General features: G+C 71.2%; 19 protein-coding genes. 8 read left to right on the forward strand and 11 right to left on the reverse strand.

Going from position 1 to position 20937, the window contains the following annotated elements:
• Positions 1-94: 94 nt before the first annotated feature.
• From I596_RS00180 to I596_RS00195, 4 genes are read right to left on the reverse strand one after another with little or no spacing between them, the layout of a single operon-like run.
• A complete protein-coding gene (locus I596_RS00180; RefSeq protein ID WP_067642499.1) occupies positions 95-1105 on the reverse strand; it encodes a YheT family hydrolase in 1011 nt (336 codons plus the stop codon).
• A gap of 2 nt (positions 1106-1107) precedes the next feature.
• A complete protein-coding gene (locus tag I596_RS00185; RefSeq protein WP_067642501.1) occupies positions 1108-1908 on the reverse strand; it encodes a lysophospholipid acyltransferase family protein in 801 nt (266 codons plus the stop codon).
• Between the two features lie 47 nt (positions 1909-1955).
• Positions 1956-2918 carry a serine/threonine protein kinase gene (locus tag I596_RS00190; RefSeq protein ID WP_067642502.1) on the reverse strand — a complete coding sequence of 321 codons (963 nt, stop codon included), beginning with the start codon at positions 2916-2918 and terminating at the stop codon, positions 1956-1958.
• Positions 2915-3346 (reverse strand): hotdog fold thioesterase, encoded by a 432-nt coding sequence (locus tag I596_RS00195; RefSeq protein ID WP_067642503.1) that lies wholly within the window; start codon positions 3344-3346, stop codon positions 2915-2917. Before I596_RS00195 ends, I596_RS00190 begins: the two co-directional genes overlap by 4 nt.
• Positions 3347-3554: 208 nt before the next feature.
• Between I596_RS00195 and I596_RS00200 the strand changes: the two genes are divergently transcribed.
• Positions 3555-4121, forward strand: a complete 567-nt coding sequence (locus I596_RS00200; RefSeq protein WP_083965245.1) for a DUF2845 domain-containing protein — start codon at positions 3555-3557, stop codon at positions 4119-4121.
• 26 nt (positions 4122-4147) lie between these two features.
• Here the strand turns inward: I596_RS00200 and I596_RS00205 are convergent, their stop codons facing one another.
• The 3 genes from I596_RS00205 to I596_RS00215 form a co-directional block, all read right to left on the reverse strand.
• Positions 4148-5413 (reverse strand): heme biosynthesis HemY N-terminal domain-containing protein, encoded by a 1266-nt coding sequence (locus tag I596_RS00205; protein WP_067642506.1) that lies wholly within the window; start codon positions 5411-5413, stop codon positions 4148-4150.
• A complete protein-coding gene (locus I596_RS00210; RefSeq protein WP_190278950.1) occupies positions 5410-6531 on the reverse strand; it encodes a uroporphyrinogen-III C-methyltransferase in 1122 nt (373 codons plus the stop codon). Before I596_RS00210 ends, I596_RS00205 begins: the two co-directional genes overlap by 4 nt.
• 86 nt (positions 6532-6617) lie before the next feature.
• A complete protein-coding gene (locus I596_RS00215) occupies positions 6618-7418 on the reverse strand; it encodes a uroporphyrinogen-III synthase (protein ID WP_067642510.1) in 801 nt (266 codons plus the stop codon).
• Positions 7419-7693: 275 nt separating this feature from the next.
• Between I596_RS00215 and I596_RS00220 the strand changes: the two genes are divergently transcribed.
• Complete coding sequence (locus tag I596_RS00220; protein WP_425478817.1) at positions 7694-8107, forward strand: YiiD C-terminal domain-containing protein; 414 nt, start codon at positions 7694-7696, stop codon at positions 8105-8107.
• A gap of 157 nt (positions 8108-8264) precedes the next feature.
• The gene (locus I596_RS00225; RefSeq protein ID WP_067642514.1) at positions 8265-8684 is read left to right on the forward strand and encodes a hypothetical protein; all 420 of its coding nucleotides are present in this window, start codon (positions 8265-8267) and stop codon (positions 8682-8684) included.
• A 33-nt stretch (positions 8685-8717) separates the two neighbouring features.
• On the opposite strand, the gene I596_RS00230 is transcribed toward I596_RS00225, so the two are convergent.
• Positions 8718-8912, reverse strand: coding sequence for a hypothetical protein (locus I596_RS00230; RefSeq protein WP_067642516.1), 195 nt, complete (start codon positions 8910-8912; stop codon positions 8718-8720).
• 561 nt (positions 8913-9473) lie between these two features.
• Here I596_RS00230 and mnmG point away from each other — a divergent pair.
• From mnmG to I596_RS00245, 3 genes are all read left to right on the forward strand, one after another.
• The gene (mnmG, locus tag I596_RS00235; protein ID WP_067642518.1) at positions 9474-11354 is read left to right on the forward strand and encodes a tRNA uridine-5-carboxymethylaminomethyl(34) synthesis enzyme MnmG; all 1881 of its coding nucleotides are present in this window, start codon (positions 9474-9476) and stop codon (positions 11352-11354) included.
• Positions 11355-11671: 317 nt separating this feature from the next.
• Positions 11672-14038, forward strand: coding sequence for a Tex family protein (locus I596_RS00240; RefSeq protein ID WP_067642520.1), 2367 nt, complete (start codon positions 11672-11674; stop codon positions 14036-14038).
• A gap of 67 nt (positions 14039-14105) precedes the next feature.
• Entirely contained in the window at positions 14106-14621 is a 516-nt protein-coding gene (locus tag I596_RS00245; protein WP_067642522.1) for a GNAT family N-acetyltransferase, read from the forward strand.
• A gap of 20 nt (positions 14622-14641) precedes the next feature.
• On the opposite strand, the gene I596_RS00250 is transcribed toward I596_RS00245, so the two are convergent.
• Both I596_RS00250 and I596_RS00255 read right to left on the reverse strand, forming a co-directional pair.
• Complete coding sequence (locus tag I596_RS00250; RefSeq protein ID WP_067642524.1) at positions 14642-15436, reverse strand: rhomboid family intramembrane serine protease; 795 nt, start codon at positions 15434-15436, stop codon at positions 14642-14644.
• A gap of 45 nt (positions 15437-15481) precedes the next feature.
• On the reverse strand, positions 15482-16441 hold the full coding sequence (locus I596_RS00255) for a TerC family protein (protein ID WP_067642526.1): 960 nt from the start codon (positions 16439-16441) through the stop codon (positions 15482-15484).
• A 348-nt stretch (positions 16442-16789) separates the two neighbouring features.
• Here I596_RS00255 and I596_RS00260 point away from each other — a divergent pair, with 348 nt between their 5' ends.
• Positions 16790-17974 carry a class I SAM-dependent rRNA methyltransferase gene (locus I596_RS00260; protein WP_067642529.1) on the forward strand — a complete coding sequence of 395 codons (1185 nt, stop codon included), beginning with the start codon at positions 16790-16792 and terminating at the stop codon, positions 17972-17974.
• Positions 17964-18983: a chorismate transformation FkbO/Hyg5 family protein gene (locus I596_RS00265; protein ID WP_223303881.1), complete on the forward strand. Its 1020-nt coding sequence runs from the start codon at positions 17964-17966 to the stop codon at positions 18981-18983. The genes I596_RS00260 and I596_RS00265 overlap by 11 nt, the downstream gene beginning before the upstream one ends.
• Here I596_RS00265 and I596_RS00270 read toward each other — a convergent pair.
• Positions 18974-20797, reverse strand: a complete 1824-nt coding sequence (locus I596_RS00270) for an LTA synthase family protein (protein WP_083965247.1) — start codon at positions 20795-20797, stop codon at positions 18974-18976. The two genes, I596_RS00265 and I596_RS00270, sit on opposite strands and share 10 nt — an antisense overlap.
• Between the last annotated feature and the right edge of the window lie 140 nt (positions 20798-20937).

Genomic DNA, 20937 nt, shown 5'->3' on the forward strand with positions numbered 1-20937 from the left:
TGCGGCCCGGGGCTGCCGCCGTCGGGGCGCGCGGCCCCGGTTTCGGGCCGGACCTGGCATCCGCTCGCGTGGACGGTTCGGGCGCGCCCGCGCCTCAGCCGGCGCGTGCCGGGCCGAGATGGCGATCGAGCCGTTCGGCGATGTAGTCCTCGGTCCAGCTGCGCAGCGAGAAATCGCCGATGAAGGCGCAATGGCCGCCGTAGCGGGCGATGTCGAGCTCGGCGTGGGGCGGCAGCACGAGGCCGTAGAAGTCGGCGATCGGAATCACCGGATCGTCGGCTGCGGTGAGGATGGTGGCCGGCAGCGCGAGGCCCGCCAGCGTCGGGCCGGCCACCGAATAGCCGGCCAGGTAGTCCTCCAGCGAGGCGAACGGCGTGTGCCGCAGGACCAGCAGCCGCGTCAGGTCGCGCAGCCCGCAGCGCAGCTCGCCCTCGCCGAACAGGGCCGTATCGGGGAACGCCGCCTGCTTGCGGCGCAGCGATTCGCGCCACTTGTGCATGAAGTAGCGCTCGTACAGCCGCGGACCGGTCTCCAGGCCGAACAGGCCGGCCTGCGGATCGATCACCGGACAGACCGCGAGCACGTATGCCAGCGCGATGCCGGCGGCCGGTGCCCGCAGCGCGATGCGGAGCGCGAAGTTGCCCCCGAGCGAAAAGCCGACCACGGCCAGCGGCTGCTGCGGGTAGTGGCCGGCCACCGCACGGACGGCGCCGACCGCCTCGTCGATCAGGCACGAATGGAACAGGCCGGGATTGAGATGGTGGGTGTCGCCGTGGTCGCGGAAATTCAGGCGGAAGATGTCGAAACCCTCGCGCAGCAGCCGCAGGCCGGTGGCCACGACATACGAGGAATCGGTGCTGCCTTCCCAGCCGTGCAGCAGCACCACCAGCCCGCGCGAGGCGGCCCTGGCCTGCTGCGCGTTGTAGTAGCCCTGCAGGCGCACGCCGCCGCCGCAGTCGAGGATCTGCTCGACTGCGCCGGGGATGGCCGCGACGGCGGCCGGCCGCCGCAGCAGGCGGCGCACGCCGCTGGAGGCGAGGATCGACTGCAGGTGGCGATTGCGCAGCAGCGGGTGCGGGCGGAAGTCGGCTGCGCGCACCGCCATCGTCAGTCTCCGTAGCCCAGCACGGCGACGATGCGGCGGCGCGACTCCTCGGCCATCAGCCGGCGCGCATCGGGTGTGGAGGGCACCGGTTCGAGGAAGTGGATCTCCGCGTCCATCGGCGCGTTGCCCAGGATGCGCAGGAAATTGGTGAAGAAGCTTTCCTTCACGCCGAACGGTACGTCCGGATGCTGGCGGCCGTCGCGGCCATAGCGCAGCGCCACCGGCTGCACCGGCACCTGGGCGTCCAGCGCGGTCTGGAAGATGCGCGCGTGGAACGTGCCGACGCGGTTGCCGTGGCCGCTGCCGCCTTCCGGGAACACGCCGACCGGTTCGCCCGCGCGCAGCTGGGTCACGACACGCGCCATGACAGCGGCGAGCGAGTCGGTATTGCCGCGGCGATGGAAGATCGTCCCGCCGCGGGTGGCCAGCCAGCCGACCAGCGGCCAGCTCGCGATCTCGCTCTTGGCGACGAAGTTGACCGCGCGCTGGCTGTGCAGCAGCACGATGTCGAGCCAGGAGATGTGGTTGGCGACGAACAGCACCGCCCCCGGCAAGGGCGTGCCGTGGGCGCGGATGCGGAAGCCGCAGATGCGCAGCAGGCTGGCCGACCACCAGCGGATCAGCCGCTTGCCGAGCCGCCGGTCGTCCGAGCCGCCGATGCCGGCCAACCGCCGGCTGGCCAGCAGCAGGGCGATCAGGACGGCGATCAGGACGTGCACCACCAGCAGTGGGGCGCGCAGCAGGTAACGCAGCGGCCGCCGCAGGTCACGGGGCGCGGCGGACGATTCGACCGGAATGCTCATGGGCGTGGATTATTACACCAAGCGGTGCGGGGTGATGCGATGCACCATCAGGGGAACGTCGCGTCCAGGCGCTCGCGCGCCTCGGCGAGGTCGGCCAGGTGCTGGTCCCACCAGCGCGCCTCGCCGACCTGCGGGAAGGCCTGCGGGAACGCCGGATCGTGCCAGCGCGCCACCACCCAGCCGGCCCAGTGCATCTGGCGCATCACGCGCAGCGGCTCGATCAGGCGGCGCTCGTTCCAGTCGAAATCGCGGAACTCGGCATAGCCTTCCAGCAGCGCATCGAGTGCCTCGGCCGACGGCGCCAGCATCCACAGGTCCTGCACCGCCGGCCCCATGCGGCTGTCGTCGAGGTCCACGAAATGGGGGCCGGCGTCGGTCCACAGCACGTTGCCGGCGTGGCAGTCGCCGTGCAGGCGCAGCAGGCGCGGCCCGACGGCGGCGAAGGCCTGCTCGACGCGATCGGCCAGCTCGGCCGCCAACGCGAGGTAGCGCGAATGATGCTGCGGCGGCAGCAGGGGCGAGCCGGCCACGGTGCGCGCCGAGGCGCGCACGAAGGTCTCGGCGTCGATCGTGCCGCGCTGGCGGAACACCTGCCGCGATCCCACCGCGTGCAGGCGTGCCATCAGGCGCCCGATCCAGGCCAGGTGTTCGGACGATTCCAGCTCCGGCGCCCGCCCGCCGCGGCGCGGAAACAGCGTGTAGCGAAAACCTTCGTGCCGGAGCAGGCTTTCGCCGCCGATGCGCAGCGGCGCCACGACCGGCAGCTCGCCCTCGGCCAGTTCGTGGGCGAAGGCGTGTTCTTCGGCGATCGCCACATCGGTCCAGCGTTGCGGGCGGTAGAACTTCGCCACCAGCGGGCTGCCGTCCTCGATACCGACCTGGTAGACGCGGTTCTCGTAGCTCGGCAGCGCCAGCAGCCGCCCGTCCGGCTCGAAGCCGGCGGCGGCGACCGCATCGAGCACGCGATCGGGCGTCAGCCCGGCGTACGGCGCCGGTGCCGGCGCGTTCACGAAGCGGCCGGTCGCGGCACCACGGCCAGGGTGATCCGCGACACGCAGACCAGCCGGGCGCGCTCGTCCTCGATGCGGATCTCCCAGACCTGGGTGCTGCGGCCGATGTGCAGCGGTCGCGCGGTACCGGTGACCCGGCCCTCGGTCACGGCGCGCAGATGATTGGCGTTGATCTCCAGGCCCACCACCATCGCGCCGTCGGCGACGCAATGGTTGCCGGCGACACTGCCGAGGGTTTCGGCCAGCGCGACCGATGCGCCGCCGTGCAGCAGGCCGAACGGCTGGAGGGTGCGTTGATCGACCGGCATCGTGCCGCGCAGGAAATCCTCACCGGCTTCGGTGAGCTCGATGCCGAGCGCGCCGAGCAGGGTCTGGCGGCTACCGCCGGTCAGGCGGTCCAGATCGAGGGGTTGTTTCCAGATCGACATGCGGCGTTCCTCGGCGGGCGTTCGACTATAGCAAGGCGGGGTTCGGGTCCGTGGTGCGACGCTATCCCTCGCACTGGCGTCCCTGGAGCGTGTCGTGGGCTTCGAGATGAGCTGCGTCGAGCTCGCAGTCCATGACACGCTCTGAGTTCGGGCGGCGCTTCCGGTGGTCCGGTGTCTGCGCCGCCTCGATGCGGCAGGAGTGGTATCGATGGGTTCTCGATGGTGGGTGGGGGCGTTGTTGCTGGTCGCCAGCTCCGGCGCCTTCGCGATGCGGTGCGGCACTCGTCTGATCGTCGGCGGCGATCGCGATTTCCAGGTGCGCGAACGGTGCGGCGCGCCGTTCTGGATCGACGACTATGTCGGCGTCGACGTGCTCGGCGCGCGCACGCCGCTGGAACGCCAGATCGACGTGCAGTTTGAGGTCTGGTATTTCAACTTCGGCCCGCGCCAGCTGATGCGGCGGCTGGTCTTCCGCGACGGCGTGTTGCAGCGGGAGGAAACGCTCGGCTACGGCGTGCGCGAGCTGGGCGGTGACTGCCCGGCCGATGCGCTGTGGAACGGCCTCAGCAGCGGCGAGCTGGTCGCCCGTTGCGGCCAGCCGGCGTCACGGCGCAGCCGGCCGACGACGGTCGTCCGGCGCCCGGGGCCACGCCACGAGCTGTGGCGCGAGGAACGCCGCGAGGAATGGGTCTACGACGACGGCGACGCCCCGCGGGTGCGGCTGGTGCATCTTCTGGATGGGCGCGTGACCGCGATCGAGCGGCTGGCGCGCTGAGGCCGCGGTCGCGGCGCCGATGGCCGTCAACCGGCGGCCGGCAGCCGCGGTACCCCGTGGGCGTTGCGTTCTTCCACCATCAGCGCATGGGTGTCGATGCCGCTGCGCTCGGCGCCGGCGCCGCCGAGCGGTTCGCTGCGCTCGCCGCGCGCGACGCGCAGCGCGTTGCGGTAGCACAGCGCCGCACCGGTCGCGTCGCCGCGGCCGCGCAGGCAGTCGCCGAACACTTCCCAGGTGCGCGCGGTCTCTTCCACCGCCAGGGCGCGTTCGAGGTACTGCTCGGCCTTGGGCCAGGCGCCGAGTTCGGTGTGCAGGCGTCCCAGGCTGGTCAGCAGAGCCGGGCTGTTCGGTGCGGTGGCGAGCCAGGCTTCGGCGGTGCGGCTGCGGGCCGGCAGCTCCAGCGGACCAAGTTCGCCGTAGACGCGTGCCAGGTCCTCGTTCCAGGCGCGCTTCTGCGCCGACTGGATCTCGTCCATCGCGGCCAGGATCTGGCCTTGCGCCGCGGCGCGCCGCGCGAACGCGGCGATCAGTTCCGGGTGTCGGCGTTGCTGCCGGCTGAGGCCGCTCCACAGCGCGTTGAGACCCGCCGTGTCGGCTGCGCGTCCGAGCGCCGCTTCGCGCACGCGGACGTCCAGCGTCTCGAGCAGGGCCGGCGAAACGGTCTGCGAGCGCGCCAGGGCTTCGAGCGCGGCCAAAGCGGTCGCCGGGTCACCGACGGCCAGCGCGGTCTCGGTCAGCAGCTGCTGGCCGAGCGGCGGCAGACGGCCCTCGGCCAGCGCAGTCTTGAGCAGGTCGACCGCCGGGCCGGCCTGTCCGGCGTCGATCAACTGCCGGGCGCGCAGCACCAGCGCGGCCGATGCGCAGCCGTCGGGGACCTCGTCCAGCGCGCGGTTGGCACGCGCGTCGTCGCCGCGGGCATGGGCGGCCTGGGCCACGCCGAGCAGCGCCGGTCCGCGCAGCGCGGCCTGGCCCGTGAGCTTGCCGAGGTCGCGCTCGGCCTGGGCATAGCGTCCCTCGGCGAGCGCGGTGAGGCCGCCGGACAGGCGTGCCTGCCCGCGCCGGGTGCGGCTGCGGCCGAGCGCGCGCAGCGGCCATCGGACCAGCCGCAGGGCCAGGTAGGCCAGCAGCCAGAGCGCCACCAGTGCGACCAGCGCGAAGACGACGCTGGTTTCGATCGACCAGCCGCGCAGGCGGATGAGCAGGTAACCAGGGTCGGCCGCCATCCAGTGCCAGCCGAAGGCGGCGGCCGCGGCGATCGCCAGCAGCAGCGCGATCCCGATCCACAGCCTCACGTGCCGGCTCCGGCCGGTACCTGCTCGGCCGGTTCGGCCGCCGGCTCGGCGCCGGATGCGTCGGGCGCCGGCGGTGGCGCCACGGGCTGCGAAAGGGCGCGCGTGGCGCGCAGGTTGCGCAGTTCCTTCAGGGCGGTGCCCAGTGCCGGCAGGTCCGGTGCCAGCGCTGTGGCCGCCAGCTTGGCGAGCTGGTCCTGGCCGGTGCGGACCGGCTCGCTGTCGGTATCGAAGGCGACCTGGATATTGGCGCGCGCACTGGCGAGCGCGCGCGCGTACGCGTCGGCATCACGCGCCAGCACCGCCGCTTCGGCCGACCGCAGGTCGATCGTCACCAGCGAGCGCGCCAGCGTCGTGTCGCGCGAGGCCACGGCGTCGACACCCTCGCGCGAGACCCGCACGAACGCGCCGAACATGCGCGCGAAGCGGGAGTCGGCGGCCGCGGCCGTCGCCGGCTCCAGCGGCCGGGGAGGCCAGGACGCCAGCGCCGAGCGGACCGCTTCCAGCGCCGCCAGCAGCGATTGGGTGTCGCCGGGATGCGCCGCGTTCAGCGCCTCGATCTCGGCGGCGATGGTCTGCCGGGTCGAGGCGTACAGCGGATTCTCCGCCGCCGCCAGCGCGCCGTCGGCCAGCCGGTACGCGGCCAGCGTGCCGGGTACGTCCTGGAACAGCTCCAGCCGCTGGCGTGCGATCAGCAGCAGGTATTCGGCCTCGTTCAACGCGATGGCGTCGCGGCTGCTCAAGCGCTGGTCGGCGAGGTTGGCGATCGCGTCCTCGAGATTGCGCGAGCGTTCGCCGAGGCCGAGCACTTCCTCGCGCAGGCTGCGATTGACGCTGTCGCCGTCGGCCAGGCGGGCGCGCAGGGCGTCCAGTTCGCGCTGCACCTGCTGGTCGTTCTGCAGCAGCGGCTGCAGCCGGGTCTGGATGTCGTCGCGCCCGGCGGCGCTGGCCGCTGCCAGGCCGCGCTCCAGATCGGTCACGCGCCAGACCGCATAGGCCCCGGCACCGATTGCCAGCAGACCCAGCACGACCGCCAGCGGACTGCCGCGCCTGACGCGCGTGTCCGCCTGGGCCGGCGGGGTGGCAGGTGACGGCAGCCGCGGTTCGATCGTCTCATCCATGAGCGGCATCGTAGTGCAGGACTGCCAACAAATCATTAACGAATCGGTCAACGATCGTGGCGAAATCGACCCACGCGCGCGCCGGTCTAGGACACCGGTACGGTGCGCGAACGACCCTCGCCCCCGGGCTGCAGCCGGGCCAGTGCGGTGTCGAGGAGATCGGCCGGCGCCGGCGAGCGCGCGACCAGGATCTCGCCGAAGCGCAGGTCCCGCGCCAGGCCGGCCAGCCGCTCGCTGCTGACCACCACCGGCACGCCGCGCAGCCGCGCCGAGGCCGGCGGCGGCAGGTGCCGGGACAGGTTGTCCAGCGCTTCGCCGCTCGAAACGAGCGTGGCCAACGGCTCTTCCGCTCGGCAGAAGGCATCGATCTGCGCCGGCCGCCACATCGGCAGCGTCCGCCGGTAGACGTGGACCGGTTGCACCGTGGCGCCGCGCGCGTGCAGCGCCGGTGCCAACAGGTCGCGGCCGCCCGGCGCACCGATCAGGGCCAGCGTTTGGCCCTCGACCGCGCCCAGTACCGGCAGCGCCAGCATGCCTTCGCTGTCCTCGCGGCCGGCGGGCGCGATCGCGGTCACGCCGACGCGTGCCAATGCCTGCGCGGTGCCGCGGCCCACCGCCACGACGGAAATCCGTTGCGGCAGCCGCAGGTCCGGCACGAGCGTCCAGGCGAAATGCACGGCGGCCGGGCTGGTGAAGATCCAGACCTGCGAGGACAGCGCTGCCCGCAGATGGCGGCGCGCGTCCGCCGGGTCGGCTGCCGGTTCCAGCGCAAGGCCGGGCAGTCCGAGCGGCTCGGCACCGCGCCGGCGTATGGCGCGGCGCAGGGGCGCGGCCGTCAGCGTCGGCCGGGTCACGACGATCCGCGGCCTGCCTTCGCGTGTTCGCATCGCAGCTGCTCCATGACGGTCGCCGGCGCGTTCGCACCGGCCGAGGCGATGATACCCGCGCGATCGTCGCGCCCTCCCGGAACGGCCGCCGGTCATCGTCCGGCGTGCCGGCGCCGGCTTGTGCAGCCCGGCGCCATTGCGCACACTCGCGCGCCCCGCCGTTGCGCCCCGCCTTCGTTGCTCGATCGATGACCCCGCCTTCCACTCCCGAGACGTCCGCTTCCCTCCCCGAGTTCGAGCGGCAGGTGCGCAAAGAGATTCCACTGGCGCAGGCGATGGACCTGCGGTTCGTGGCGCACGACGCGCAGTCGCTGACCGTGACGGCGCCGCTGTCGCCGAACATCAACGACAAGGGCTGCGCCTTCGGCGGCAGCCTGGCCAGCATCCTCACGCTGGCCGGCTGGGGATTGGTCTGCCTGGAACTCCAGCAGCGCGGCCTGTCCGCCGGGGTCTACGTGGCGGACAGCACGATCCGCTATCTCGCTCCGGTCTGGAGCGAGATCACCGCCGTCGCCCGGCTGGCGGACGGCGAGTCGTTCGACGGCTTCGCCGGCATGCTGGCCGTGCGCGGCCGATCGCGGATCAGCGTGGTGTGCGAGGTCCCGTTGCCGGACGGCAAGCCGGCCGCGGTGCTGATCGCCCGCTTCGCGGCGATCGACGAGGCGCGCAGCCGCAAGGCAGCCGGCTGACCCGCGCGCGGCGACACCGCTGCGACGATTCGATGCGACAATCACGTCGAAGACCGGTGTCCGGCGTTGCGGTTCCCGGCGCGGCGTCGGGCGTGCCCGGCGGAGGACGCCCGGCGACGAGGCCGGTGCACGGCGCACCCACTAGCGGAGGTAGGCGATGAGACTGCGTTGGATTGTGGCGATGCTCGTTCCGGTGCTGCTGGCCGCCTGCGCCAACGATCCCACGCGCACCAAGGAGCGGGCCCTGCGCGATACGCTGCGTTCGTACGCCGGCACGCTGCGCTGGGGCGACATCGCCCAGGCGCAGGTCTTTCTCGACCCGGAGTACCTGAAGGAGCACCCGCTCTCGGAGGTGGACCTGGCGCGCTACCGGCAGGTGCAGGTCAGCCAGTACAACGAGCATCCTTCGGTGCCGGTCAGCGACACGGAAATCCAGCAGGTGGTCGAGATCGGCGTGATCAACGTGCATACGCAGAACGTGCGCAGCATCGTCGACCGGCAGACCTGGCGCTACGACGCCAAGCAGAAGCGCTGGTGGCTGACGTCGGGGTTGCCCGACATCACGCGGCGCGAGTAGCGCCGCCGTTCCCGCCTTGCGCCTGCGGCGCGATCACGCGGGCAGTCGGCTCAGCGCTTCGTTGATGCGGGCGCGGCGCGTTTCCAGCTGCACGACCAGTTCGTTCTGCGGGGTCTGCTGGCGCGAACGCGCATCCTCGATCACCATGTCCAGGCGACCCAGTTCGATCATGAGGTCGTGGCGGAGGAACAGCGGGTTGATGTTCAACGCAGCGGCGGCGGTGCTCATGGCCAGATTCCTGATGGGATATCTGCGTTGGAGCAAGGAGCATGCCAGCGTTGCGGGCGATCCTGCGGCCAAGCCTGCATTGCGAAACATCTGACGTTCCGCGTCGCATTCGGACCGGCCTCGACAGGTCGCAACCTGAATCGAAGGGGGGCGACGATTGTCACAGACTGTGAAGCAACTTGCGGCTAGGCTAGCCGCGTCACAGAATGACAAAAGCCGCAGGCTGTTCACCTGCGGCTTTCATGCAACGTCAGATTTTCAAGTCAACTGACGCCCGGCAATGGTCCTCTGGATTCCCCCTGTTCCTAAGACCGCCGGGCGTCAGCCTTTCTGTGCCGATCCTGCGGGATCCGCGCATGCGCGCCGCGATCGACGATTGATAGCGTCCTCCCGCCGACGCGCGACCGGCCCCTGAATTCCGGTCCGACGAGCTCGCATTCGCCGTGCGTCGGCGGGAGTGCGCTCTCTACCAGCAGTTTTCGTGCCAGGTCCGCCGACGGACTCGGATACAATCGCTCGCTCCGAAGAATCACCCGCCGTTCCTCGACGGACACCCACGCCATGCACTACCCGACCCGTTTCGACGTGATCGTCGTCGGCGGCGGCCACGCCGGAACCGAAGCGGCCCTGGCGGCGGCGCGCTCCGGCGCCAGCACCCTGCTCCTCAGCCACAACATCGAGACGATCGGCCAGATGAGCTGCAACCCGGCGATCGGCGGGATCGGCAAGGGCCACCTGGTTCGCGAGATCGACGCCCTCGGCGGCGCGATGGCCTGGGCGGCGGACCGGGCGGGCATCCAGTGGCGTACCTTGAATGCATCGAAGGGGCCGGCGGTCCGTGCCACGCGCTGCCAGGCCGATCGGGTTTTGTACAAAGCTGCCATCCGCCGTCTGATCGAGTCGCAGCCCGGTCTGTGGGTGTTCCAGCAGGCGGTCGAGGACCTGAACCTCGCCGGCGAGCGCATCCGCGGCGTCGTCACCCAGGCCGGCCTGCGCTTCGAGGCGGCCACCGTGGTCCTGACCGCCGGTACCTTCCTCGCCGGCAAGATCCATATCGGCCAGGCCAGCTATGCCGGGGGTCGCGCCGGCGATGCGCCGGCGCAGCGGCTGGCCGACCGGCTGCGCGAGCTGCCGCTCGGCGCCGACCGTCTCAAGACCGGCACGCCGCCGCGGATCGACGGACGCACGATCGACTTCTCCGGACTCGAGGAACAGCCCGGCGACGATCCGGCACCGGTCTTCTCGTTCCTCGGTTCGCGCGCCGACCATCCGCGCCAGGTCGGCTGCTGGATCACCCATACCTCGGAGCGAACCCACCAGGTCATCCGCGACGGGCTGGATCGCTCGCCGCTGTACACCGGCGCGATCGAGGGCATCGGGCCGCGCTACTGCCCGTCGATCGAAGACAAGGTCGTGCGTTTCGGCGACAAGTCCTCGCACCAGATCTTCATCGAGCCGGAAGGCCTCGACACCCACGAGGTCTATCCCAACGGCATCTCCACCTCGCTGCCGTTCGACGTGCAGCTCGCCCTGGTGCGCTCGATCAAAGGCTTCGAGAACGCCCATATCACGCGCCCGGGCTACGCGATCGAGTACGACTACTTCGACCCGCGCGGGCTGAAGCCGTCGCTGGAGACCCGCGCGATCGCCGGCCTGTACTTCGCCGGCCAGATCAACGGTACCACCGGCTACGAGGAGGCCGCCGCGCAGGGCCTGGTCGCCGGCCTCAATGCGGCGCGGGCCGCCCGCGACGAGGCGCCCTGGACGCCGCGCCGCGACGAGGCCTACATCGGCGTGCTGATCGACGACCTGACCACCAACGGCACGCTGGAACCGTACCGGATGTTCACCTCGCGCGCCGAGTACCGGCTGCAGTTGCGCGAGGACAATGCCGACCTGCGGCTGACCGCGGTCGGCCATGGCCTGGGCTGCGTGCCCGAGTCACGCTATGCGGCCGTGTGCCGCAAGGTCGAGGCGATCGAGCACGAGCGCCAGCGGCTGGCCGCCATCCGGGTCGCGCCGGCCGGCCGCCTGGCCCAGGCGCTGGAAGCCGCGCTCGGGGTCGCCCTCTCGCGTGAATCCACGGCGCTGGACCTGATCCGCCGGCCGGAGCTCGACTATGCCGGGCTGACGGCGATACCGGGCATCGGTCCGGCGGTCGCCGATCCCCAGGTCGCCGAGCAGGTCGAGGTCGGCGTCAAGTACGCCGGGTACCTCGACCGGCAGCGCGAGGAGATCGAGCGCAATCGCCGGCACGAGGAAACGGCGATTCCCGACAGCTTCGACTACGATGCGGTGCGCGGCCTCTCGGCCGAGGTCCTGGCCAAGCTCAAGCGCGGCCTGCCGGCGACGATCGGTCAGGCGCAGCGCATCAGCGGCGTCACGCCGGCGGCGATCTCCCTGCTGCTGGTCCATCTCAAGCGCCACCGCCGCGTCGCCTGAAGGCCCGCTCGGTCTCGGCGTACGCGTCCCGCGAGCGGGATTCCTGCACAGGCCCGCCCGCATCCATCGCGCGAAGCGCGGTCCGGCGCTTCGCGCCGCGCGGGCCGGTCGTCGGCACACCGAATCGGAACGCAGCAGGCCCGGCGTCCGGCAACCTGCAGACCGGCGCGGCCGGCCATCGGAGCCGGCCGCGTCGCGCCGAAACGCCGAGGCCGGTGCGGCAGCTGTCTCAAACTCCGTGACACGCTCTAGAATCGCCCCGGCGGGCCGCTTCGGCGGCCCGCCGCTTTTTCAAGGTCACTCGGATCATCGGACGCATGCTCAGCATCGAACAACGTATCGCAGTAGAAATCGCCGCCAAGCCGCAACAGGTCCAGGCCGCGGTCGCCCTTCTCGACGAAGGCGCGACCGTGCCGTTCATCGCACGCTACCGCAAGGAAGTCACCGGCGGTCTGGACGACACCCAGTTGCGCCTGCTCGAGGAGCGGCTGGGCTACCTGCGCGAGCTGGAGGATCGCCGTGCCGCGGTGATCGCCAGCGTCGAGGAACAGGGCAAGATGACCGATGCGCTGCGTGCCGAGCTGCTCGGTGCCGACACGAAGGCACGGCTGGAGGACCTGTACCTGCCGTACAAGCCCAAGCGCCGGACCAAGGCGCAGATCGCGCGCGAAGCGGGCCTGGAGCCGCTGGCGCTGGGGCTGCGCGAGGATCCGACCCAGGTGCCCGAGGCGGTGGCGGCGGCGTTCGTCGATGCCGAGCGCGGGGTGGCCGACGTCAAGGCCGCGCTCGACGGTGCCCGCGCGATCCTGCTGGAGAGCTTCTCCGAAGACCCGGCGCTGATCGGCGGCCTGCGCGAGTGGCTGGGCGCCAAGGCGCAGATCCGTGCCCGGATCGTCGCCGGCAAGGAGAGCGAGGGCGCCAAGTTCCGCGACTACTTCGCCCATGCCGAGCCGATCGGCACGATTCCCTCGCACCGGCTGCTGGCGCTGTTCCGCGCCCGCAACGAAGGCATCCTCGACCTGGAACTCGCGCCGATGCCGACCACGGCGCTGCGCGCGACGACCGCCACCGACGATCCGGCCGCCGCGCTCGACGAGGCCGTCGCCGCCGGCAATGCCGAGGCGGAGGGGCGCGTCGCCGTCCATTTCGCGATCGCCGACCAGGGCCGCCCGGCCGACCGGTGGCTGCTGGAGACGGTGCGCCAGACCTGGCGCATCAAGCTGCACCTGCACCTGACGCTGGACCTGTTCGGCCGCGCCCGCGAGGCGGCCGAGGCCGAGGCGATCCGGGTGTTCGGCGACAACCTCAAGGACCTGATGATGGCCGCGCCGGCGGGCCCGAAGGTGGTCATGGGCCTGGACCCGGGCCTGCGCACCGGCGTCAAGGTCGCCGCCGTCGACGGCACCGGCAAGCTGCTGACCACGGCCACGATCTATCCGCACGAGCCGAAGAACCAGTGGGACGCGTCGATCGCCCAGCTGGCGGCGCTGTGCCGGCAGTGCGGCGTGCACCTGATCGCGATCGGCAACGGCACCGCCTCGCGCGAGACCGACCGCCTGGCCGGCGAGCTGATCCGCAAGCATCCCGAGCTCAAGCTCGGCAAGATCGTCGTCAGCGAGGCCGGCGCTTCGGTCTATTCCGCCTCGGAACTGGCGGCCAAGGAGTTCCCGGGGCTGGACGTGTCGCTGCGCGGTGCGGTGTCGATCGCGCGCCGGCTGCAGGATCCGCTGGCCGAGCTGGTCAAGATCGACCCGAAGTCGATCGGCGTCGGCCAGTACCAGCACGACGTCAACCAGGTCAAGCTCGCGCATGCGCTGGACGCGCGCGTCGAGGATTGCGTGAACGCCGTCGGCGTCGACGTCAACACCGCGTCGGCACCGTTGCTGGCGCGGGTCGCCGGCCTGTCGGCGGCGGTCGCCGAGAACATCGTCAAGCACCGCGACCTCAACGGACCGTTCCGTACGCGCAAGGCGCTGCTCAAGGTCGCGCGGCTCGGCGACAAGGCCTTCGAGCAATGCGCCGGCTTCCTCCGGATTCCCCACGGAGACGACCCGCTGGACGCGTCGGCCGTCCACCCGGAAGCCTATCCGGTCGTGCAGCGGATCATCGAGCGCTGCGGCCGGGAAGTGAAATCGCTGATCGGCGACGGCAGCTTCCTGCGGTCGCTCAAGGCCGAGGAGTTCACCGACCCGACCTTCGGCCTGCCGACGGTGCGCGACATCCTCAAGGAGCTGGAGAAGCCGGGCCGCGACCCGCGTCCGGAGTTCAAGACCGCTACCTTCGCCGAGGGGGTCGAGGACATCCGCGACCTCAAGCCCGGCATGGTGCTGGAGGGCGTCGTCAGCAACGTCGCCGCCTTCGGTGCCTTCGTCGACCTCGGCGTGCACCAGGACGGCCTGGTGCACGTGTCGGCCTTGTCGAGCCGCTTCGTCAAGGATCCGCGCGAGGTCGTCAAGGCCGGCGACATCGTCAAGGTCAAGGTGCTCGAGGTGGACCTGCCGCGCAAGCGGATCGGCCTGACGATGCGGCTCGACGATCCGGTGGGTGCGCCGGCGCCGACCCGTGGCGCCGAGCCGCGCCGGCCCGATCGCCCCCGCGGTGCGCCCGGTGCCGGCCCCAAGGCCCCGTCGGCGCCGGCCAACACGGCGTTCGCCGACGCGTTCGCCAAGGCACGGCAGCGCTGACCGCGATGACGCCGGTCGCAGCGCCCGCCCCCGTGCCCGCCGGCACATCCGGTGCGGGCCGCTCGCCGTGACGGAGCTGGTCACCGCGCGCCTGTCGCTGCGCCGCCCCGGCGATGCGGACGCCGGCTTCGTCCACGAGCTGGTGAACCAGCCGTCGTGGCTGCGGCACATCGGCGACAAGCAGGTACGCTCGCTCGACGATGCGCGCAGGTACATCGCCGAAGGCCCCCTGGCGACGTTCGCGCGCTTCGGCTTCGGCCTGTACTGCGTGGAGCGTCGCAGCGACGGCCTGCCGCTAGGGCTCTGCGGCCTGGTCAAGCGCGACTACCTGCCGGAGCCGGACATCGGCTTCGCGTTTCTCGACCGGCACTGCGGTCAGGGCTACGCGGCCGAATCGGCCGTGGCAGTGCTCGGGCATGCGGCACATCCCTGCGGCCTGGCGCGCGTCGGCGCGATCGTGGCGCCGGCCAACCTGCGATCGATGCACCTGCTCGAAAAGCTCGGTTTCGCGTTCGAGCGCTGGCTGGAGGTCCCGGATGGAACCGCCCCGCTCAGGTTCTACGGACGCGCGCTGGGCGGCTGACCGACCGCGGCCCGCCGGGGCTATTCGGCCGGTTCCTCGTCGCGGGTGGGGCGAGAAGCGCGAGCGGTCGGGAACGCGATGATCTGCGCGCCGCCCGGCACGGCCGAGCGGCGCCAGAGCACCGGCACGTCGGCGGGGCGCGGCAGCTCCAGCTCCTCGTCCTGGGCCGGCGGTTCACCTTCGTCCTCCCAGCTGTAACGCTTGCGCGGCGGCTCCGGATCGCGCCGGCGCAAGGCGATGGCGGCCAGGATGCCGACGACGGCGCCGGCCATGTGCGACTCGAACGACACGTGCGCCTCGCGCGGCAGGATCGTCATCAGCATGCCGCCGTAGAGGAAGAACACGACCAGCGAGATCGCCACCGCCAGCTTGTCCCGCCGCAGCAGGCCGATCACGAACAGGAAGAACATCAGCCCGTGCGTGAGCCCGCTGGCGCCGATGTGGCTCGAATCGCGACCGAACAGCCAGACGCCGAGGCCCGACAGCAGCCAGATCGCCGGCAGCGCCCAGCGCGTCGCCAGCGGATAGGCGTACAGCGCCAGACAGGTCAGCAGGCCCAGCGGCAGCGTGTTGGACATCAGGTGCTCGAACGAGCCGTGCGCGAGCGGCGCCAGCGCGATGCCGATCAGGCCTTCGGCCTGCCGCGGCACCACGCCGAAATCACCGGGCGGCCAGCCGAGCAGCCAGCCGGCCAGCCAGACCACCCAGATGCCGGCCGCCAGGATCAGGCTGCCGGCGATGGCGTAGCGCAGGCGGATACGGTCGTTGGCGGCCGATACGCGGTCGGGTTCCGGAAGCGCGGGCGCGATGTCCATCCGGATCACGTGGGGCCGCACCCGATCCAGGCAAGGGTGCCGCGATCAGGCGCCCCGCTGCTCGCGCCGCCGGACCAGGTGGCTGGCCAGCATCGACGTGCCGATGCACAGCGCGACGACGATCAGCGAAAGGCCGACCGGCACCTTCCAGACGTCGACGATCAGCATCTTGATGCCGATGAAGACCAGCGTCGCGGCCAGGCCGTAGTTCAGCAGGTGGAAGCGGTCGGCCATGCCGGCCAGCAGGAAGAACAGGGCGCGCAGGCCGAGCACCGCGAACACGTTGGAGGTCAGCACGATGAACGGGTCTTCGGTGATCGCGAAGATCGCCGGGATCGAGTCCACGGCGAAGATGACGTCGGTCACCGCGATCAGCGCCATCACCACGAACATCGGCGTGAAGTAGCGCACGCCGTTGTCGACGATGCTGAGCGCCGTGCCGTGGTAGCGGTCGGTCAGGCGCAGGTGGCGCCGCATCCAGCGCATCAGCGGATTGCCCTCGAAGTCCGCCTCCTCGTTCGGCGCCCGCGCCATCTTGATGCCGGTGTAGACCAGGAAGATGCCGAACAGGTACAGGATCCAGTGGAAGCGCGCGATCAGCGCCGCGCCGATCAGGATCAGCAGCGCGCGCAGCACGATCGCGCCGAGGATGCCGACCATCAGCGCGCGCTGCTGCAGCTCGGGGCTGACGCGAAACCGCGCGAAGATCAGCAGGAAGACGAAGATGTTGTCGATCGCCAGCGCCTTCTCGACCACGTAGCCGGTCAGGAACTCCAGCGCGATGTCGTTGGCGACGACGCGCCCGGCCTGCTGGTCCAGCCACCACCACAGGCCGAGGTTGAACAGCAGGGCCAGGCCGATCCAGCCGGCGCTCCAGATCGCGGCCTCGCGGAACGAGACCTTGTGGGCGCCGCTGGCCCTCAGTATCAGGAAGTCGACGGCCAGGGCGATCAGGACGATCGCGCCGAAGACCACCCAAAGTTCGACCGTACCGATCGTATGCATGAGAACTTCACTCCGGAATGCCGTACCGAGAAAAAGACAGGCCCCGCGAGCGTCAGCGCGCGGGGCCTCGTTTTCTCGGGGCACACCTTCGCCGTCGTCACGGCGAAGGTCTCGCTCGCAGGTCCTTGACGGGCCTGCCCACCGGGCCGGGATCGGGACGATCCGTGATGACGACCGTGGCGGCGGGAGCTACTCCCCTTCGTTGCGGGGCCGACTGTACACCATCCCCGGCCGGCCGTCGCCGTCCGGGATGGACGCCCCGGCTGAACGCCCCCCCGGCGCGGCGGATTACCGCGCCGGGGGCCCCGGCACGCATCCAAAGTCCACGACACGCTCTATCATCTGTCGATGAATTCGCATGCTTCCGGGCCGCTGCCCGTCATTCAGCTCAAGACCGAACGCCGTTCCAACCATCCCTGGATCTTCCAGAAGATGGTCGAGAAGCCCGCCGTCAAGCCGCGACCGGGCACGGTCGTGGACATCGTCGACCGCGAAGGAAGCTTCGCCGGCCGTGGCTTCTACAACGGCCATTCGCGCATCGCCCTGCGGGTCCTGACCGCCGATCCGGACGAGGCCGTCGACGAGGCGTTCTTCGCGCGCAGGATCGCCCAGGCGGTCGCGCTGCGCCGCGAGGTGCTCAAGCTCGACACCGTCACCGATGCCTACCGGCTGATCCACTCCGAAGGCGACGGCCTGTCCGGACTGGTGGTGGACCGCTTCGCCAATACGCTGGTCATCGAGTATTTCTCCGCCGGCATGTTCAAGCAGCGCGACCTGATCCGTCGCTGCCTGCTGGAGCATTTCCCGGACGCCGACCTCTACTGGTTCGCCGAGGAGCACGTCCAGAAGCAGGAGAGCTTCGATTGCGCGATCCCGGCGGCGCCGCAGCCGACGGTGATCCACGAGTACGGCGTCAAGTTCCATGCCGCGCCGGGCACCAAGCACAAGACCGGCTTCTTCGCCGACCAGCGCGACAACCGCCGGCTGCTGGCCGATTTCTGCAACGGCAGCCGCGTGCTGGACCTGTGCTGCAACTCCGGCGGCTTCGCGATCTACGCCAAGGCGATCGGCCAGGCGGCCGAAGTCGTCGGTGTCGACCTGGACGAGGAGATCCTCGGCATCGCCGAGCAGAACGCCCGCTTGAACAAGGCGCGGGTCCGTTTCGTCCAGGCCGACATCTTCCCGTGGCTGCGCGACCTGGCGGTCGCCGGCCGCGAGCGGTTCGACGTGGTCGTGCTCGATCCGGCCAAGATGACCCGCGATCGCGAGCAGGTGATTCCGGCGCTCAAGAAGTACCTGGACATGAACAAGCTGGCGCTCGGCGCGGTCAAGCCCGGCGGCATCTTCGTGACCTGTTCGTGCACCGGCCTGGTCAGCGAGGAGCAGTTCCTCGACATGCTGCGGCGCGCGGCGTTCTACGCCAACCGGACGGTCCAGGTGCTCAAGGTCAGCGGTGCCGGTGCCGATCATCCGTTCCTCGCGCACGTGCCGGAGAGCCGGTACCTCAAGGCGGTGTTCTGCCGTGTCGAATGACCGGACCGCTCATCGCCCGGCGCTGGACGTCGTGGCCGGCGGTCCGTCACACCGTGCGGCGGTTGCCGACCGCCTGCCGGCGCTGCGCATCGCGCTCGAACAGGCCGACCCGTCCGGACTGCTGGCCCGCGACGACGTGCTCGCCGTCATCGGCTTCGGACGAACCGGTCTTCCCGCCGATCCACGGTGCCTGCGCGTCGGCCTGGAACCGATCGGCCCGGCGCCGCTGGAGGTCTGGTACGGCCAGGGCCCGGTGAGGCACGGCGAGGATGCCGGCATCCGCTGGAGCCGCGACGAGGACTACACGTTCTTCGCGATCGAGGTGGCCGAGGAGCCTGGCTCCGCCCTCGGCGGTGCCGCCGAGCGGCTCTACCGCCGGCTCGGTACCTGGCTGGCGGCCCAGCCGCATCACCTGCTGCGGCTGTGGAACTACTTCGACGCGATCAACGATGGCGACGGTGACGAGGAACGCTACCGCCAGTTCTGTACCGGGCGTGTCCTGGGCATGCAGGATCTGTTCGGTGCCGTCTATCCGGCGGCGACCGTGATCGGCCGCCGCGACGGCGAGCGCGTGCTGCAGGTCTACGGCCTGGCCGCGCGCCGGCCCGGCGAGGCGATCGAGAATCCGCGCCAGCTCAGCGCCTGGCGCTACCCGCGCGACTACGGTCCGACCGCGCCGCGGTTCGCGCGCGCGATGCGCAGTCCCGGCGACCAGCTGCTGATCTCGGGAACGGCGGCGATCGTCGGGCACGCGTCGCGCCACCGCGAGGACGTCGTGGCGCAGCTCGAGGAAACACTGGCCAACCTGGACAGCCTGTGCGCGGCCGTTTCATCCGGGCTGCGGCTGGGATCGGGCAGCGTGCTCAAGGTCTACGTGCGCCGGCCGCAGGACGCCGCCGCGATCCTCCAACGCCTGCGCACCCACGTGCCGGGCGGTGCCGTGCTGGTGCTGGCCGGCGACGTCTGCCGGCGCGAGCTGCTGGTCGAGGTCGACGGCATTCACGGCTGAGCCGCAGCGGCGGCGGCCGGCGCAGCCGCCGCTTCCTCCGCGGCCGCCTCCACGGCCGGCGGCTGCTCGCCGCGCTGGCGCAGCTGGCTGAGCGCCGCGAGGCCGGCATCGCCGGCCGGCACGAAGGCCGGTCCGAAAACGGTTTCCTGCCGCAGCTTCTCGGTCAGCGCGAACCACGGGTCGTCGATGCCGAGCAGGGCGAGCAGCCGCCCCGGCAGCATGAACGAGGCGCTGTCCTCGCGCGCCGCCTGCGGGGCCGCCGAATCCAGCAGCAGCCAGGGCACGGGCTGCTGGTGCGGCGGATGGCCGTCGACGAAGCCCAGCGTCTCGAACGTGATCGGCAGCCCCGGCAGGTGGTCGCCGTAGAACAGCAGCAGGGTGCGCCGCTCGCGCTGGCGCAAGGCATCGGCGAGCCAGCCCAGGGCGCGGTCGGCATTGCCCAGGTGATAGAGGAAGGTGCGCAGGCGCCCGGCACTGGCCGGCCGCAGCCGTGCCGGCACCTCGATCGCATCGCGGCGCCGCGGCTCGGCCAGCGGCTTGGACGCATCGTAGGGACCGTGCAGCTCCATGCTGATCGCGACGATCAACTGCGGCGGCCCGCTGTCCGGCAGCCGCTCGACGATGCGTTCGGCCAGTGCCTGGTCGCTGACGAAGAAGCCGTCGCGCGGCGCGCCGGCGAAATCCGCCTCGCTCTCGAAGCGCTCGATGCCGAGGTTCTTCAGCGCCGCCGCGCGGTTCCAGAACGCCGGGTCATTGGGATGCAGCGCCAGGCTGCGATAGCCCTGGGCCGCCAGGACCGACACCAGGCCCGGCAGCCCGTTGCCGACCAGCTGGAAGTACGGGTACTCGTTCTGCGGGAAATGGCGCATCGCCAGGCCGGTCAGCACCTCGAACTCGGTGCGGATCGTGCCGCCGCCGAAAGCCGGCACCCACAGGTCGCCGTGGATCGCCTCGCGCGCGAGGCGCCGGTAGTGCGGCAGGTGCTCGCGCTGCTGCAGTCCTTGCAGGCGGCCCGGATCGAAGAACGATTCGCTCTGCACGATGACGATGTCGGGCAATGCCGCCGGCGGCGGTCGCGGCGCGGTGCCGGCCGGCATCTGCGCCAGCAGTGCGGCTGCGGCGGCACGGTCGGGAGTCGGTACCGGTTCGGAGTACTGCCAGCGGAAGCGCAGCAAGCCGGCCACGAGACCGATGTTCGAGACCGTTTCCCGCGGCGACCACGGCACGAAGGCGACCTTTTCCTGCGCGTAGAGCAGCCGCCACGGCTGCACGCCCGTCACCAGCGTGACGACCACCAGCCCGGCCGCCAGCAGCGGCAGCGACCGGCGGCGGCCGCCGCTGCCGCGCCAGGGACGCTCCCAGCGGGCGAGGCCGGCGGTGACGAGCATCACGCCCAGCCACGGTGCCCATGCGTCCACGCTCGCCGGCAGGTAGTGCCGGAGCAGTCCCGCGCTTGCCCGCGGTGTCGTGAGCATCATGAAATCCGCCGGCAGCAACGGCGTTTCCAGATGCTCGAGTTTCAGCGCGTTGATCCCGTACAGCAGGGCCAGCACGACGGCACCCAGCCATAGCGACAGCAAGGGACGCCGCGTCAGTGCCAGTACCAGCAGGCAGGCCGCCAGAACCGGCAGGGCGTTGAGGACCGGCAGCAGCCATTCCGTTCCGGTATCGGCATCCTGGAACGCCGGGTCGAGGGCGACGACGATCAGCGACAGCAGCGCCAGTGCCAGCAACGAGCCGGCGATGCCGCCCACCAGACGTGAAGCCGAGCGCGCGCCACGGGCCTCGGAAACCGTTCCGTCACGAAGTCGCATCGCGCTGTGCTGGACCTCCCTGGCCGGCCCCCGCAGGCCGACGACTCATGGCGCCATCCACCGGGCGTGCCCGTCCGGACGACTGCGTGGCCGGTTTTCGCGTTCGGGCCGATAGGAAGCTGGCTCGGTCCCCCCGCGTT

Source organism: Dokdonella koreensis DS-123 (assembly GCF_001632775.1).
Taxonomy (GTDB): Bacteria; Pseudomonadota; Gammaproteobacteria; order Xanthomonadales; family Rhodanobacteraceae; genus Dokdonella; species Dokdonella koreensis.